This is a genomic window from Achromobacter sp. JD-1 (genome assembly GCF_038594925.1).
In the GTDB taxonomy this organism is placed as follows: domain Bacteria; phylum Pseudomonadota; class Gammaproteobacteria; order Burkholderiales; family Burkholderiaceae_B; genus Achromobacter; species Achromobacter spanius_C.
This window is the reverse complement of sequence record NZ_JBCGCS010000018.1, coordinates 101,983-114,555: the sequence shown is the minus strand read 5'-3', so window position 1 is coordinate 114,555 and position 12,573 is coordinate 101,983. Positions and strand designations below refer to the sequence as shown.

Here is a 12,573-nt window from a genome sequence, read left to right as displayed (position 1 = left end):
CCCACAGTGAACTCATGTCCCAATGTGTCCCTGTCTGCGCCTGGACAGCGCAGGCTTCATCCAGGGATGCGCCAGGAGCGTAGACATGACGCCGAATCACGAGGCTTCCACGAGCTCGGTGGTCAGCGATGATGAAATCGCCGCCATGATTACAGGAAAAGACGGGCTGCGCGTGCTGTTGCAGCCCCAGATGGATTTGTTGACAGGCAGGATCGTGTCGGCCGAGGCGCTGGCGCGATGGCAGCATCCGCGCCTTGGGCTGGTCATGCCGGCCGAGTTCATTCCTGCCGTCAACCGCATGGGCATGGACAAGCAGTTGTTCGAACGCGTTTGCCTGCGCGTGATTGATGTGCTGCTTACCATGCGCCGGATGGGCGTGGCGGTGCCGGTCGCGATCAACGCGCCTGCCACCACGCTTGCCGATGATCGCTCGGTTGCCTTTCTGCTTGAACGCATCCGCGCGGCGGAGCTTCCGGCCTCGCTGGTGCGTGTCGAACTGACCGAAGACCAGCCCATCAAGGACCTTGATGTCTTGCGCGCGTCGCTCATGAAGCTTGAGGACGCGGGCTGCGAGGTCAGCCTGGACGACTTCGGTACCGGGTATGCCTCGTTGAAGCTGCTGTCGGCCATTCCGCTTTCCGAAGTCAAGATCGACCAGTATTTCGTGACGCGCATGCGGCGCAGCGCCGTAGCGTTCGAAGTGCTGCGCAGCGCCGCTGAGCTTGCTACCCGCATGGGTTGGCGCGTGGTGGCCGAAGGGGTCGAGAACGTCGCCGACATTCCTGCCTTGCGTGCGGCGGGTTGCCGATATGGCCAAGGTTTCGCGTTGGGCCGGCCCATGACGCTGGACGAGCTGATGCTGCGCCTGCGCACGCAACGCGACGGGGTGGCGCCGCTATCTGCGTCGGCCAGTTATGCGTCGTCCTGGATTGAAGCGTTTGACGGCGCTGATGCCGAGCCCGGCCCTCCCGTGCGCGTGACGACGCAATAGTCGGCGACGGCGGTAATTCTTACCGAGGAATCGGTGTCTGCGCGCGTGGCTTCCCGCATCCCTCGGCGCGCATGGCGTTTGGGCACGTCAGTTGCTATAGCAAGTCCGGCGGAACTGTTCCGCCCTCTAGGAGACTTGCAATGTCCAATCAGAACCAGCCCGACCAGCAAAAGCAGCCGCAAAAACAACAGGCCCAGGAAAATCCCAAGGACCGCAACCAGCAATCGGGCCAGCAACCCGGTCAGCAGTCAGGGCAACAGCCTGGCCAGCAGATCGACAAGGGGCAAGGCCAGCAGGGCCAGAACCCGGGTCAGCAAAACAAGACGCAACGCTAGCGTTTTGATCGCGCCTTGAGACCGCATACCGGCAGCGCGTATCCCGACGGCCCCGTCCACGCCCTCTGACAGGCGCGGCCGGGGCCATTTGCTTGGGGGGGACGGTTTGCCGCCATCATCCTTTTCGGCCATTGAAATATGTTGCCTTATCTTTGACCATGCCTCTTTGACCATGCCTGTTTGCCCCTGTCTTTCTGACTCAGCCTCTTTGACTCAGCCTCTTTGATCCAGCCTTTCTGACCCTGCTTTCGTTCGACCATCCTCTCGTTGGCTTTATCCAGGATTGCTCATGAACCCGCTTGCCCCCGCATCGCGCCAGCGCTCCGCCTTGGGTACCACCCTGGCGGTGCTGCTGATGCTGATTGCGCTGGCGGCCATTCTGGCCTTTGCCGCTGTACGTATCGTCGAACAGCGCGTTTCAAGCTTGCTGGGACCGCGCAGCCAGGTGGGCGATGTTCAGGTCCGTCTCCGGCAGGTGGTATTGACCGACGTCTTGGTGCCAGGCGCGTCAGGGCAGGCTGAGGCGCGCGCCAAGCGGGTGGTGCTTGAGCCCCGTTGGTCCGGGTTCTTGCGGCACGAAGCGGTGTTCGACGCCGTCATCATCGAGGGCTTCGATTTTGCCGTCGTGCGTACCGCCGATGGCGATATGCAGATTGCGCCTGCCTTGAAGACGGCGCTGCAGGGGGGCGAGGGCCGCACGCGCGCCCGCATGCCCATCGAAATCACGCAACTGGTGCTGCGCGACGGGCGGCTGGATTTCCTGGACGCCGCCATGGCCAAGCCCGCCCATCGTATTGCGTTCAAGAATGTGCAGGCGCGGCTGAGTCCCGTGGTGATTCCGGGAGAGGGCGCGCACAGCAACATCGAATTCGCCGGCGACGTGGAAGACAACCGCAATGGCGAATCGACCGTGCGCGCGCAAGGCTGGGTGGCCATTGGCGGCACCGATTCAGAGATGAAAATCGCGGTGCGCAATATGGATATCCGCCACGCCGCGCCGTACCTGGCGGAAAACGGCGCCGGCACCTTGACTGGCGGGGCGTTGGACCTGGACATGACCACGGCCATCGTCAAACAGAATTTGCGGGCATCGGGCGCCGTGGCGCTGCGCGACATGAAATTCAGCGGCGACGGATCGATTTTTTCGCTGCCGCGCAAAGCCGTTCTGGCCGCCATGAAAGACAACACCGGCGCCTTGCGATTCCAGTTCGCCTTGCGTGGCAGCCTGGACAACCCCAAGTTTTCCGTCACGCGCGGTTTTGCCGCGCAAGTGGCGCAGGGCTTCGGCCGCGCCATCGGCGTGGGCGCGGAGGGCGCCGCCCAAGGCGTGACCGGCGCGGTCAAGGAACTGGGCGACGCCTTGTCGGACATGCTCAGCCCCTGACGCGCTGTCGTGTTGGCGCAGGCACGCGACTTGCGGCGTACTCGAAAACAATTCCTCACCCACTCCTTATCCGTTGGCATTGCGTTTGTCACTGTCATTAATTGGGAGACAACGATGAAAAGCCACAAACTGCTATTCGTGTCCGCCCTGCTGGCGCTATTGCCCTGGCAGGCCGGCACGGCGCAGACGAGCCAGACCACGTTGGTGGCACAGGCCGCGCCGCCGCCCTCCATGCCCATGCCTACGGCCGACGAAAAGATGGCGCCCGCCAACGCCATCCGCGAGCCGGTTCCGGGAGTGGAAAGCCAGGGCAAGAAGAAAATGCCCACTCCTGAAGAAACGACCGGAACGCCCCAGCCGAAATCCAACGATTCAAACGCGGCGCCCAGGCGCGGCGAGGATGCCCCGGATGGCGGCAAGCGCGGTGGCCAACACAGCGGTCAAGGCGGGCGCCAGTCCAGCGGCGGCAGCTAGGCGGGCGCGCCGGATAGCAAGGGCATGTCGGGTTCTGGCGTATCGCCCGGATCGTGAGGCTCGGCGGATACGCGCTGAGGCCCGGGCTTGCACCGACAGAAGGCGAAACGCCTTTCAGGTATTATTCAGCTTCCAGTAAGAACGAGAGCCCAGCGGTGTTACGCCCATTGCTTGCAAAAGCAACCCCGTGAACACCGCCTTCAATGACTCAAGAACCTCCTCCTGGCAGGGCGCCCCGGCGCCCGCCTTTGCTTTCTCTACGCCGACAGGCTGCCGTATCGACACGGCGCCCCGTACCAATCCGTGTTGCCGCCGCGCCGCCCGTCGCGTGCCGCGCACCACCGGGTGCAAACCCCAGCCGCCTTCGCGGCCTGCCAAACTCCTCTCTGCTTACCCACGCTTTCCACCTACAGCAAGGCGGCGCCATTGCGCGCGCACGCCCGATACCCGCGGACCAACAATGATTTTTGACTGGATGAACGACCCCACCGCCTGGCTTGGCCTGGCGACGCTGGTGATTCTTGAAATTGTTCTGGGCATCGACAACCTGGTGTTCATCGCCATTCTTGCGGACAAGCTGCCGCCCGAGCAGCGCAACCGCGCGCGGCTGATCGGCCTGAGCCTGGCCTTGCTGATGCGCCTGGGCCTGCTGGCCAGCATTGCGTGGGTAGTGACGTTGACGGCGCCGCTCTTCACCGTATGGGGCAGCGAGATTTCCGGACGCGACCTGATCCTGATCCTGGGCGGCCTGTTCCTGCTCTTCAAGGGAACGATGGAATTGCACGAGCGCGTGGAAGGCAGCGCCGGCCACGAGGCCGGGCAGAAGCCGCAGCACGCGATCTTCTGGCAGGTCATCCTGCAGATCGTGGTGCTGGACGCCGTGTTCTCGCTGGATTCGGTCATTACCGCCGTCGGCATGGTGCAGGAACTCAGCATCATGATGATTGCCGTGGTGCTGGCGATGGCCGTCATGATGGTGGCCAGCCGTCCGTTGATGGCGTTCGTGGGCCGCCATCCCACCGTGGTGATCCTGTGCCTGGGCCTGTTGCTGATGATCGGCTTCAGCCTGGTGGCCGAAGGTCTGGGCTTCCATGTGCCCAAGGGTTACCTGTACGCCGCCATTGGTTTTTCCATCCTGATCGAGCTGTGCAACCAATTGGCCCGGCGTAACCGCGCCAAGGGTACGCATGCGCTTGGCCGCCGCCAACGCACGGCGCAGGCCGTGTTGCGGCTGCTGCATACTGGCCGCGCCGGTCAGCCGGGCCAACAGGCCGACGAGATGGTGGCGCTGGTGGACAGCGCGGGCGATGAACCCGCTTTCGCGCCCGAAGAAAGTTCCATGATCGAGCGCGTGCTTTCCGTGGGTGCGCACGATGTGCGTTCCATCATGGTGCCGCGCGGCGACATGGTCTGGCTGGATGTGGCCGACTCATCGGAAACCATTGTGCGCAAGTTCGCAAGCGGCCATTCGCGCTTGCCGCTTTGCGCGGGCGATGCGTCCAACGTCTTGGGAGTGCTGCACTTCAAGGACGTGCTGCCGCTGCTGCGCAACCCCGGGCCCATCGACCTGGTGGACCTGGCGCGCGAACCGCGCTACGTCATGGAGACGATGCCGGTGCTGAAGGTGCTGGAAGAACTGCGCGCCACGCGCGACCACATGTTGATTGTGGTGGACGAGCACGGCGTCTGCGAAGGTCTGGTCACGCCGATGGATGTGCTGACCGCCGTGGGGGGAGAATTGCCTGAACACAGCGAAGACCAGCCCGAAGCGTTGCCGTTGTCTGACGGTTCCTGGTTGCTGGAAGGCGGTTTGTCGGTGGGCGAGACCGCACGCTTGCTGGACATTCCTGGCCTGGTCGACGATTACCCGGACGCCACGCTGGCGGGCTGCCTGCTGCGCGCGGTGGGCCGGCTACCCGACGCCGGCGACACGATTCGCCTGCACGAATGGAATTTCGAGGTGACGCGCCGCGATGGCCTGCGTATTCATCAAGTGCATGCCCGCCCGGAAATGGCGCCTGCGATGTAAGAAGCAAGCTGGACAAGGCCTGGAAAGAGGCCCGCCGCCTAGCTGCACACGCGGCGCCACGGCGCGATGCCGCGCGGCGGGCAATAGCCGGCGCACGGCGTCGCCATCGACATACCGCTTTCGCAGCGCTGTTCGGGCGCTTTGTCGCCATAGGGCACGGTGCCCTGGCAGTCGCAACTGGCCAGGCCGGCGCCGGACGGCAATTTCTTGGGCGCCGGGGCGGCTGGCGCGGCGGCGGCAAGGCCGTCGCCATCGTCGTCCTTGCTTTGCATGGCGGCGCGCACCTTGGCCACCGTCATGTTGCAGGCTTTGGCGATGGCTTTTACCGATTTGCCATCGTCGGCCATCGTCATAATTTTCTGATCGCTGCAAGCGGCCTGCGACGGCGCCGAAAACCCAGCGCTTAACGCAAACAGGACGGTCATGAACAGGAGTGGCTGGCACCGGGTCATCGCACGTCTCCAATAAAACGAATCGGTCGGGCGAAGTACGCCGTATGCGTGATGGTGCTTCGTTAAGAAGCCATGATCAGGGTCTGGCGCCTCTTGCTTGCGGCCTAGCGTAGTGTGCGCGTTTCCGCGGTGTCAATGCGACCCGATTTAATAAGCGGACGTGGCTGAAAGGCCTGGTAAACAAGCACTTATGAAGAATTACCAGGCCTGGCCGCGATCAGATGACGGATGCCAGCGCGAGCGGATGCGCGGCAATATCAGCTTCCGCCACGGCGCGCGCCGCCTGCAATGCCGCGTCGCCGCGAGCCGTGCCTTGCACCGAAAAAAAGGTCACGTTGTGCAGGCCGATCGTGCCCAGCACATGCTTCAAATACGGCGTCAGGAAATCAGGCTGGCGTGCCGCGTCGCCCAGGAATTCACCGCCCGACGACACGGCCACGTACACCGGGCGATCCCGCAGATTACCGACCTTGCCTTCGGCGGTGATGCGAAACGTGCTGCGCACCCGCACCACATGATCAATCCAGACTTTCAACGCCGACGGCACCGTGAAGTTATGCATGGGCGTGGCGATGACGATGTGCGTGGCGTCTTGCAGGGCCTGGATCAGTTCGCTGGATCGTTGCAGCGCGCCCCGGGCCAGGACCTCGTCCGCCGGGTCTGCCGGCGCGCTTAACGCCAGGGCATACTCGTGGTCCACAGGGGGCAGGCGGGTGGCGTCGATTTCCACGATGGCGGGCGTGGCGCCGTCAGCGGCGTCGACCAGGCCTTGAATGATGCGTTGCGACAGGCGCCGGCTTTCGGAGGCGCGGCCGCGCGGGCTGCAGGTGAGGTGAAGAATGTTCATGCGGTCGTCGTGTCCAGGTTTTTGCTGAAGTGCAGGCCCTTGCTCAAGAGTCCTTGCCGGAAGTAGAAGCGTTGGGCCAGCGAATTGGCCAGACCGGTGTCCAACACCAATTTTGCGCAGCCCGCATGGCGTGCAAGGCAGTCCAGCGCTTGCAACAGGCGCGCCCCCCAGCGGCCGCCGCGCCGCGAGGCGTCCACCACCAGGTCGTCCACATACATGAAGCGGCCGTAGAGCAGATTTTCCTGGTAGCGGTAGCCGGCCAGGGCCACGGGCGTATCGCCATCAATGCCCGCCAGCAGGTGGTAGCGTTGATCGCGCATGCGGCGGATGCGGGCGGTGAAGTCGTCGGTGTCCACAAGGTGGGGCCGAAGCTCACGCATCAGCGGCAGGCAGGCGCGTAATTCGTCTTCGGTTTCGATGTGGCGCAGGGCAGGGTCGGCCATGGCGGTTTGCATAGGGGCTGATGTCATAGGGGTTGATTCAGCCGCCATCGTAGGTTTGGCATGCCATAATTTAAAGAGCCATAAATTGAACTTTGGACTATGCCATGATCAGCCGCCGCCCCGAGGCCCAGCGACCGCTTGCCCCGGACAGCACCGACCCGCTTTACCGCCAGGTCTATGAGCGGTTTCGCGGCGCCATCGCGGAAGGCACGCTGAAACCCGGCGACCGCATTCCGTCAGCCCGCGCGCTGGCCAAGGACATGGGGGTGGCGCGCGGCACGATCGAAGTGGCGTATTCCCTGCTGGCCGCCGAAGGCTATATCCAGGCGCGCGGGCAAGCCGGCACTATCGTCGCGCCGGACCTGCAACCGCAGGCCGCCGCACCCGCTGTCGTCACGCCTGTCGAAGCGGCTGACGACGAGCACGGCTGGCCTCGTCCGCCCCGCATTCTGCCGTTCCAGATGGGCATACCGGCCCTGGACGCTTTTCCGCGCAAGCTTTGGGCCCGCCTGGGTGCGCGCCAATTACGCAGCGTGCAGGCGCCCGACCTGTCGTATCCGCCGTCGGATGGGTTGCCAGACCTGCGTACCGCGGTGGCGGCTTATCTGCGGGTGGCGCGCGGCATACATTGCCAGCCCGCGCAGGTCTACATCACGTCTGGCTACAACTACACGATGCAGTTGATCATCCAGGCCTTGCTTGCGCCCGGCGACCGCGTCTGGGTGGAAGACCCCGGCTATCCGCCCACGCGCGCGCTGCTGGCGCAAGCCCGGCTGGATGCCGTGCCGGTGCCGGTGGATGCGGATGGCTTGATGGTGGCGCAAGGCGAGGCGCACGCGGGGCAGGCCACGGCAGCGGTGGTGACCCCGGCCCACCAAAGCCCGCTGTCCATGTCCTTGTCGCTACCGCGCAGGCAGGCCTTGCTGGATTGGGCCGAGCGCAAGCAGGCCTGGATTGTGGAAGATGACTATGACGGAGAATACCGCTATGTGAGCCGCCCGCTGCCCGCGTTGAAGAGCCTGGATACGCAGGGGCGCGTGCTGTATGCGGGTTCGTTCAGCAAGGTGCTGTTTCCCGGCATGCGGCTGGCGTATCTGGTGGTGCCCGACGCGCAAGTGGCGCGCTTTGACCGCATCAGCCGACTGCTGTCGGGTGGCGCGCCGGCCATTACGCAGGCGATCCTCTCCGCCTTCATCAGCGAAGGGCATTTTGGACGGCACATCCAGCGGATGCGCCGGTTGTATAGCGAACGTCGCGAGGCCACCGCGGCGGGCTTGAAGGCCGCGCTGGGCACGCAACTGCGGATTGACCCGCAACCAGGCGGCATGCATCTGGTGGCGCGTATGGACGGCAAGCCGGGCGACCAAGCATTGGCGGCGCGCATGCTGGAACAAGGTCTTTACGCGCATCCCTTGTCCCGATGGTCGACGTTGCCCGATCCGCCCTCAGGCCTGCTGCTGGGGTTCACCAACATTGCGTCCCAAGAGCAGGCTTACGATTTCGGTTTGCGGATCCGGGCGTTGATGTAGCGGCTGGCGCTTAGGTTAAACCGGCCTTGTCCAGGCCGAAGGCGGCGTCGGCGGAACCGGGCACCGTGCGAAACGCCACGTTCAAGCGGTTCCAGCCGTTGATGGCGACCACGCGGAACGTCAGGTCCGAGATTTCCGCTTCGGACAATTGCGCGCGCACGGCTTCATATACGTCGTCGGGCACGCCATGGGCGGGCAGGGTGGTCAGCGCCTCGGTCCAGGCCAATGCGGCGCGTTCGCGGGCCGAAAACAATGTTGATTCACGCCAGATGGCCACATGATGCAAACGCAATTCGCGTTCGCCGCGCATCCTGGCCTGCTTGACGTGCATGTCCAGGCAAAAGCCGCAACCGTTGATCTGCGAGGCGCGGATGTCGACCAGGTCGCCGAATTCCTTGATGACGGGTACGTTTTTCATGGCCGCGCTGAAGTCCATGTAGTGCTTGGACAAGGGCGCCGACACCTGGAAGTAATCCAACCGCTGGGTCATGGGTCTACCTTTTTTGGAAACGCTGTTGTTGAAAGGGCGAAGTAATCAGCAAGCCGTAGGATGCGGCAGATTGGCCCAGTTCAGAAGTGCCATGAATATGGTTTAGTTCTAGGCCATGACTCGGGGCAACGGCGCTTCAAAGCGGTGCTTGAAAGCGGCGCGCGCCCCGGCTATAAGCTTGGAGCAGGGGCGAAGTTCCAGCGCTCCGACCGACCACGAAGCCCACGTCCCATGCCGCACCCCCCCTCCCACGACGAACACGTCGCCAGCAAGCCCGCCACCCACGAACAGGCGCAGCCGGCGCGCGGATCCTGTCTTGAAGTCTTCCTGGTATTCCTGCGCCTGGGCCTGACTTCATTCGGCGGTCCGGTGGCGCACCTGGCGTACTTCCGCACCGAATTCGTCGACCGACGCCAGTGGTTGGATGACTATGCTTATTCAGATCTGGTTGCCTTGTGCCAGTTTTTGCCAGGCCCTGCCAGTAGCCAGGTCGGCATGGCGATCGGCCTGCGCCGCGCCGGATGGGCCGGCATGCTGGCTGCCTGGCTGGCGTTCACGCTGCCCACGGCCCTGGCGCTGATGGGTTTTGCGATGGGCCTGGCCCACTTCGGCTGGCTATCCGGGTCGGCCGTTATCCATGGCCTGAAAATCGCCGCCGTGGCGATCGTGGCCCAGGCCGTGTGGGGCATGGGTCGCACGCTGTGCCCCGACCACCCGCGGGCCGGCCTGGCCGTGGCGGCCGCCCTGATCACCCTTGTTCTGCCCACGGCCTGGGGCCAGATAAGCGCCATCTTGCTGGGCGCCGTGGTGGGGGCCGTGGCACTGCAACTGCCGCCCCGGCCTATCATGGCCAGCCATACTCAGGGCGTATCGCGTGGTGCGGCCTATGTCGCGCTGGTGCTTTTCGTGGTGTTGCTGGTGGGCCTGCCCCTCTGGGCGGCCGTGTCGAACACGGCGGCGGCCAGCCAGATTGCCGGCTTCTATCGGGCGGGCGCCCTGGTGTTTGGCGGCGGCCATGTGGTGCTGCCTTTGCTGGACGCCACGGCGGTATCGGGCGGCATGGTTTCCAGCGCCGACTTCCTGGCCGGTTACGGCGCGGCGCAAGCGATGCCGGGGCCGCTGTTCGCCTTTGCGGCTTTCCTGGGCGCCTTGTCGTCCCGCCCGCTGTCGGGCTGGATGGGCGGGCTGGCGCTGTTGGGCGTGATTTTCTTGCCCGGCGCCTTGCTGGTGGCGGGCGCCTTGCCGTTCTGGGAAAGCCTGCGGCGGCGTCCTGCCGTACGCAACATGATCGCGGGCGTGAACGCCAGCGTGGTCGGCATCTTGTTGGCGGCACTGTACGACCCAGTCTGGACCAGCGCCATCTTGAACAAGACCGATTTCGGCCTTGCCTTGCTGCTTTTCGCCTTGCTGGTCTATGCCCGCTGGTCGGCCGTGTGGGTGGTGCTGCTGGCGGCCGCCGGCGGATGGGCGCTGGCCTTCTTCGCCTAGGACTGCCAGCGCGGCGCGCGCTTTTGCAGGAAGGCGTCGATGCCTTCGCAGGCGTCGGCTTCCATCATGTTGCGGGCCATCACGTCGCCGGCATAGTCGTAGGCATCCGCCAACGCCATCTGGCGCTGCTGGTAGAACATGCGTTTGCCGTAGCGGATGGCGGCAGGGCTCTTGGCCAGGATGTCCGCCGCCAACGCGTTGACCCGCGCATCCAGTTCGGCCTCGGGCACGGCGTCGTTGATCAGGCCCCAGTCCCGCGCCTGCGCCGCGTCGATAAAGCGCGCGGTGACCAGCATTTCGAAGGCACGCTTGGCAGACACGTTGCGGCTGAGCGCCACGGCGGGCGTCGAGCAAAACAAGCCCACGTTGATCCCCGACACGGCAAAGCGCGCCGTGTCCGCGGCAACGGCCAGATCGCAACTGGCCACCAGTTGGCAGCCCGCCGCCGTCGCAATACCGTGGACCTTGGCGATGACGGGCACGGGCAGGGCTTGCAAACCTTGCATGACCCTGCCGCATTGGCGGAACAGGGCGCGGTAGTAGTCCAGGGAAGGCTGGCTGCGCATTTCGCGCAGGTCATGGCCCGCGCAAAATGCCCGGCCCGCGGACTCCAGCACCACGCAACGCACATCGGGGTCACGGGCCAAGGCATCAATTTCTTGTTGCAAGGCGGCCAACAGACCTTCGGACAGTGCGTTGAACTGCGAGGGCCGGTTCAAGCGCAGCGTCACGGCGCCGCCTGCCGAAGTGCGCAGCAGCAACGGCTCCAGCGGTGCTTTGTTATTCAAGGAATCGGAATCCGGGGCCATGTCGTCTCCAGAAAAGGGTTTCCTGGATACTAGCGCAAGCGGATCCGCGCAGTTCAGCCGCGGAGCCGCCGCGCCATGCCAGGCGACAGGCACAAGAGCGGCGCCACGATCACCAGGCCGATCAGCGCCATCGCGGCTTGGGGCGCCATGCCACTGTCGAGCAACACCGTTGCCACCACGGCCGAACCGCTCATCTGGAACAAGCCGTACACCGCGGCGGCCGTGCCGGCGCGATCGGCGAAGGGCTCCAGCGCCAGGCTCAGGCCGGAACCCAAGGCCAGCGAAAACCCTACTGTCAGCACGGCAACGGGCAGCATGAATATCCAGGCCGACAGCGGCACCCACCACCACGCGGCAGCATGCATGGCCGACGCCAGCAGCAATGCGGCCATGCCGACCCGTACCATCGTGTGGCGCCCGAACCGGGCAATGAACGTGGGCGCCAGAAAGAAAGCCGCAATGTTGATGGCGGCGTTGCCGCCGAACCAAGCCGAAAAGCCCAGCTCGTTGTAGCCGAGTTGCTGCACCAGCACCACAGGCGCCGCCGACACGAACACCAGAATCATCGCCATGCCTGCCATGCCAAACAGGGCGAAGTACAGAAACCGCCCGCTGGCCACGATGGGCAGATACCGAGGCAGGCTGTAGAGCGGGGCTCGAGGCGCGGTTGGCGTGGTTGGCGCCGCGCGGGTTTCTTCAAAACGCCGCGCCAACAACACTATCAAGGCTAAGGCGAACACCACCATGAAGACAAAGGTGGCGCGCCAGCCGGCATGTACGGCCAGCGCGCCACCGAGCATGGGCGCCAACGCGGGCACGGAGCACAAGGCGCCATTCAAATAGCTGTAGACCCGCGCACCCACGGCGGGGCTGAACTTGTCGCGCACGGCGGCAAACGCCACCAGCGACGCCGAACACGCGCCCAAGCCCTGTATGACACGCGCGACATAAAACACCTCAAGCGTGGACGCGGCGGCGCCCAGCGCCGAACCCGCCAGATACGCCATGGCCCCGCCCAGGGCCACCGGCCGACGTCCGTAACGGTCTGCCAAGGGGCCGATCAACATCTGTCCCAAACCCACCGCGAAGATGAACAGCGTGATGCTGGCCTGCAGCGCGGTGACGGGTTCGCCAAACCCCGCCGCCATGGCGGGCAACGACGGCAGGTAGATATCGATACCCATCGGAGTCAGCGTGACCAGCCCCATCAAGAGACCGATCAGCCAACGTTGGTAAGGGGGAGAAGCGGCAGACGTCATGGCAGGCTTTGGGTGCGATTCGCATCCGGGAAAACCCGACATT

13 protein-coding genes are annotated in these 12,573 nt (G+C 64.6%); 7 read left to right on the top strand and 6 right to left on the bottom strand.

Going from position 1 to position 12,573, the window contains the following annotated elements; all coding sequences use genetic code 11:
* Positions 1-85: 85 nt before the first annotated feature.
* The 5 genes from WBR68_RS23825 to WBR68_RS23805 all read left to right on the top strand — a co-directional run bounded on the left by WBR68_RS23825 (position 86) and on the right by WBR68_RS23805 (position 5,213).
* Positions 86-991, top strand: coding sequence for an EAL domain-containing protein (locus WBR68_RS23825; protein ID WP_050444731.1), 906 nt, complete (start codon positions 86-88; stop codon positions 989-991).
* A gap of 140 nt (positions 992-1,131) precedes the next feature.
* Positions 1,132-1,326 carry a hypothetical protein gene (locus WBR68_RS23820; protein ID WP_050444732.1) on the top strand — a complete coding sequence of 65 codons (195 nt, stop codon included), beginning with the start codon at positions 1,132-1,134 and terminating at the stop codon, positions 1,324-1,326.
* A gap of 289 nt (positions 1,327-1,615) precedes the next feature.
* Positions 1,616-2,710: a DUF748 domain-containing protein gene (locus WBR68_RS23815; protein WP_230695431.1), complete on the top strand. Its 1,095-nt coding sequence runs from the start codon at positions 1,616-1,618 to the stop codon at positions 2,708-2,710.
* A gap of 114 nt (positions 2,711-2,824) precedes the next feature.
* Positions 2,825-3,184, top strand: a complete 360-nt coding sequence (locus WBR68_RS23810; protein ID WP_230695430.1) for a hypothetical protein — start codon at positions 2,825-2,827, stop codon at positions 3,182-3,184.
* Positions 3,185-3,644: 460 nt separating this feature from the next.
* A complete protein-coding gene (locus WBR68_RS23805) occupies positions 3,645-5,213 on the top strand; it encodes a TerC family protein (protein WP_127184633.1) in 1,569 nt (522 codons plus the stop codon).
* A 38-nt stretch (positions 5,214-5,251) separates the two neighbouring features.
* On the opposite strand, the gene WBR68_RS23800 is transcribed toward WBR68_RS23805, so the two are convergent.
* From WBR68_RS23800 to WBR68_RS23790, 3 genes are all read right to left on the bottom strand, one after another.
* Positions 5,252-5,566: a hypothetical protein gene (locus WBR68_RS23800; protein ID WP_230695429.1), complete on the bottom strand. Its 315-nt coding sequence runs from the start codon at positions 5,564-5,566 to the stop codon at positions 5,252-5,254.
* Between the two features lie 316 nt (positions 5,567-5,882).
* Complete coding sequence (locus WBR68_RS23795) at positions 5,883-6,512, bottom strand: FMN-dependent NADH-azoreductase (RefSeq protein WP_127184632.1); 630 nt, start codon at positions 6,510-6,512, stop codon at positions 5,883-5,885.
* Positions 6,509-6,955, bottom strand: a complete 447-nt coding sequence (locus tag WBR68_RS23790; protein WP_230695444.1) for a GNAT family N-acetyltransferase — start codon at positions 6,953-6,955, stop codon at positions 6,509-6,511. Before WBR68_RS23790 ends, WBR68_RS23795 begins: the two co-directional genes overlap by 4 nt.
* A 104-nt stretch (positions 6,956-7,059) precedes the next feature.
* On the opposite strand from WBR68_RS23790, the gene pdxR reads away from it, so the two are divergent.
* Entirely contained in the window at positions 7,060-8,484 is a 1,425-nt protein-coding gene (pdxR, locus tag WBR68_RS23785) for a MocR-like pyridoxine biosynthesis transcription factor PdxR (RefSeq protein WP_230695428.1), read from the top strand.
* 10 nt (positions 8,485-8,494) lie between these two features.
* On the opposite strand, the gene WBR68_RS23780 is transcribed toward pdxR, so the two are convergent.
* A complete protein-coding gene (locus WBR68_RS23780) occupies positions 8,495-8,974 on the bottom strand; it encodes a carboxymuconolactone decarboxylase family protein (RefSeq protein ID WP_230695427.1) in 480 nt (159 codons plus the stop codon).
* Between the two features lie 231 nt (positions 8,975-9,205).
* Between WBR68_RS23780 and chrA the strand changes: the two genes are divergently transcribed.
* Entirely contained in the window at positions 9,206-10,462 is a 1,257-nt protein-coding gene (gene chrA, locus WBR68_RS23775; RefSeq protein WP_230695426.1) for a chromate efflux transporter, read from the top strand.
* On the opposite strand, the gene WBR68_RS23770 is transcribed toward chrA, so the two are convergent.
* Both WBR68_RS23770 and WBR68_RS23765 read right to left on the bottom strand, forming a co-directional pair.
* Complete coding sequence (locus tag WBR68_RS23770; protein WP_230695425.1) at positions 10,459-11,271, bottom strand: enoyl-CoA hydratase; 813 nt, start codon at positions 11,269-11,271, stop codon at positions 10,459-10,461. The two genes, chrA and WBR68_RS23770, sit on opposite strands and share 4 nt — an antisense overlap.
* Before the next feature lie 53 nt (positions 11,272-11,324).
* Positions 11,325-12,530 carry a multidrug effflux MFS transporter gene (locus WBR68_RS23765; RefSeq protein ID WP_230695424.1) on the bottom strand — a complete coding sequence of 402 codons (1,206 nt, stop codon included), beginning with the start codon at positions 12,528-12,530 and terminating at the stop codon, positions 11,325-11,327.
* Between the last annotated feature and the right edge of the window lie 43 nt (positions 12,531-12,573).

What these genes read in the sequence shown, in the direction of transcription:
- WBR68_RS23810 (WP_230695430.1), top strand. Translation starts at nt 2,825, where the DNA reads ATGAAAAGCCACAAACTGCTATTCGTGTCCGCCCTGCTGGCGCTATTG.
- WBR68_RS23795 (WP_127184632.1), bottom strand. Translation starts at nt 6,512, where the DNA reads ATGAACATTCTTCACCTCACCTGCAGCCCGCGCGGCCGCGCCTCCGAA.
- WBR68_RS23825 (WP_050444731.1), top strand. Translation starts at nt 86, where the DNA reads ATGACGCCGAATCACGAGGCTTCCACGAGCTCGGTGGTCAGCGATGAT.
- WBR68_RS23780 (WP_230695427.1), bottom strand. Translation starts at nt 8,974, where the DNA reads ATGACCCAGCGGTTGGATTACTTCCAGGTGTCGGCGCCCTTGTCCAAG.
- chrA (WP_230695426.1), top strand. Translation starts at nt 9,206, where the DNA reads ATGCCGCACCCCCCCTCCCACGACGAACACGTCGCCAGCAAGCCCGCC.
- WBR68_RS23770 (WP_230695425.1), bottom strand. Translation starts at nt 11,271, where the DNA reads ATGGCCCCGGATTCCGATTCCTTGAATAACAAAGCACCGCTGGAGCCG.
- WBR68_RS23800 (WP_230695429.1), bottom strand. Translation starts at nt 5,566, where the DNA reads ATGACGATGGCCGACGATGGCAAATCGGTAAAAGCCATCGCCAAAGCC.
- WBR68_RS23765 (WP_230695424.1), bottom strand. Translation starts at nt 12,530, where the DNA reads ATGACGTCTGCCGCTTCTCCCCCTTACCAACGTTGGCTGATCGGTCTC.
- WBR68_RS23815 (WP_230695431.1), top strand. Translation starts at nt 1,616, where the DNA reads ATGAACCCGCTTGCCCCCGCATCGCGCCAGCGCTCCGCCTTGGGTACC.
- pdxR (WP_230695428.1), top strand. Translation starts at nt 7,060, where the DNA reads ATGATCAGCCGCCGCCCCGAGGCCCAGCGACCGCTTGCCCCGGACAGC.
- WBR68_RS23790 (WP_230695444.1), bottom strand. Translation starts at nt 6,955, where the DNA reads ATGGCCGACCCTGCCCTGCGCCACATCGAAACCGAAGACGAATTACGC.
- WBR68_RS23820 (WP_050444732.1), top strand. Translation starts at nt 1,132, where the DNA reads ATGTCCAATCAGAACCAGCCCGACCAGCAAAAGCAGCCGCAAAAACAA.
- WBR68_RS23805 (WP_127184633.1), top strand. Translation starts at nt 3,645, where the DNA reads ATGATTTTTGACTGGATGAACGACCCCACCGCCTGGCTTGGCCTGGCG.